The sequence below is a fragment of the Pediococcus ethanolidurans genome (assembly GCF_001437405.1).
Classification (GTDB): domain Bacteria; phylum Bacillota; class Bacilli; order Lactobacillales; family Lactobacillaceae; genus Pediococcus; species Pediococcus ethanolidurans.
Genome location: NZ_JQBY01000065.1, coordinates 1 through 408, shown reverse-complemented (window position 1 = coordinate 408; position 408 = coordinate 1). Strand labels below are relative to the sequence as shown.

The window sequence follows — 408 nt, the reverse complement described above, 5'->3', positions numbered from 1 at the left end:
TTACACGCCAGATACACCAGGTGGGGATAAGGATCCCGAAGGGACACAAACCCAATACTTGCATGGTGTGATTACTGAAGCCATTGATTATAGTGGTGCCTCAAAGGCACCAGATGATCAACCAACCTACAAACAAGTGACAGTTTATCGAACTGCATCCGTAAATGATGACGGAGAAGTTGAATACACTGCCTGGACGACAGATGAATCTGGTAAGGGAACGGCAGTTACCCTTCCAGGAATTGATACTACTGATGAAACGTTAGTACCAGTAATATCAGGGTATACAGTAGCCGTTACAAATAATGACGATTACACCGCCGCAGATTTTGGTGTGAATGGCACGGTTGCCGGAACGGTTAATGATACGAATACGACCTACACGGTTACGCGAGATGTCACATACAC

At 45.6% G+C, this 408-nt stretch carries 1 protein-coding gene; it reads left to right on the top strand.

Features of this window, described 5'->3' with window-relative positions; genetic code table 11:
* On the top strand, positions 1-408 hold a 408-nt coding region (locus tag IV87_RS11130; protein ID WP_162259959.1), incomplete at both ends, for a hypothetical protein.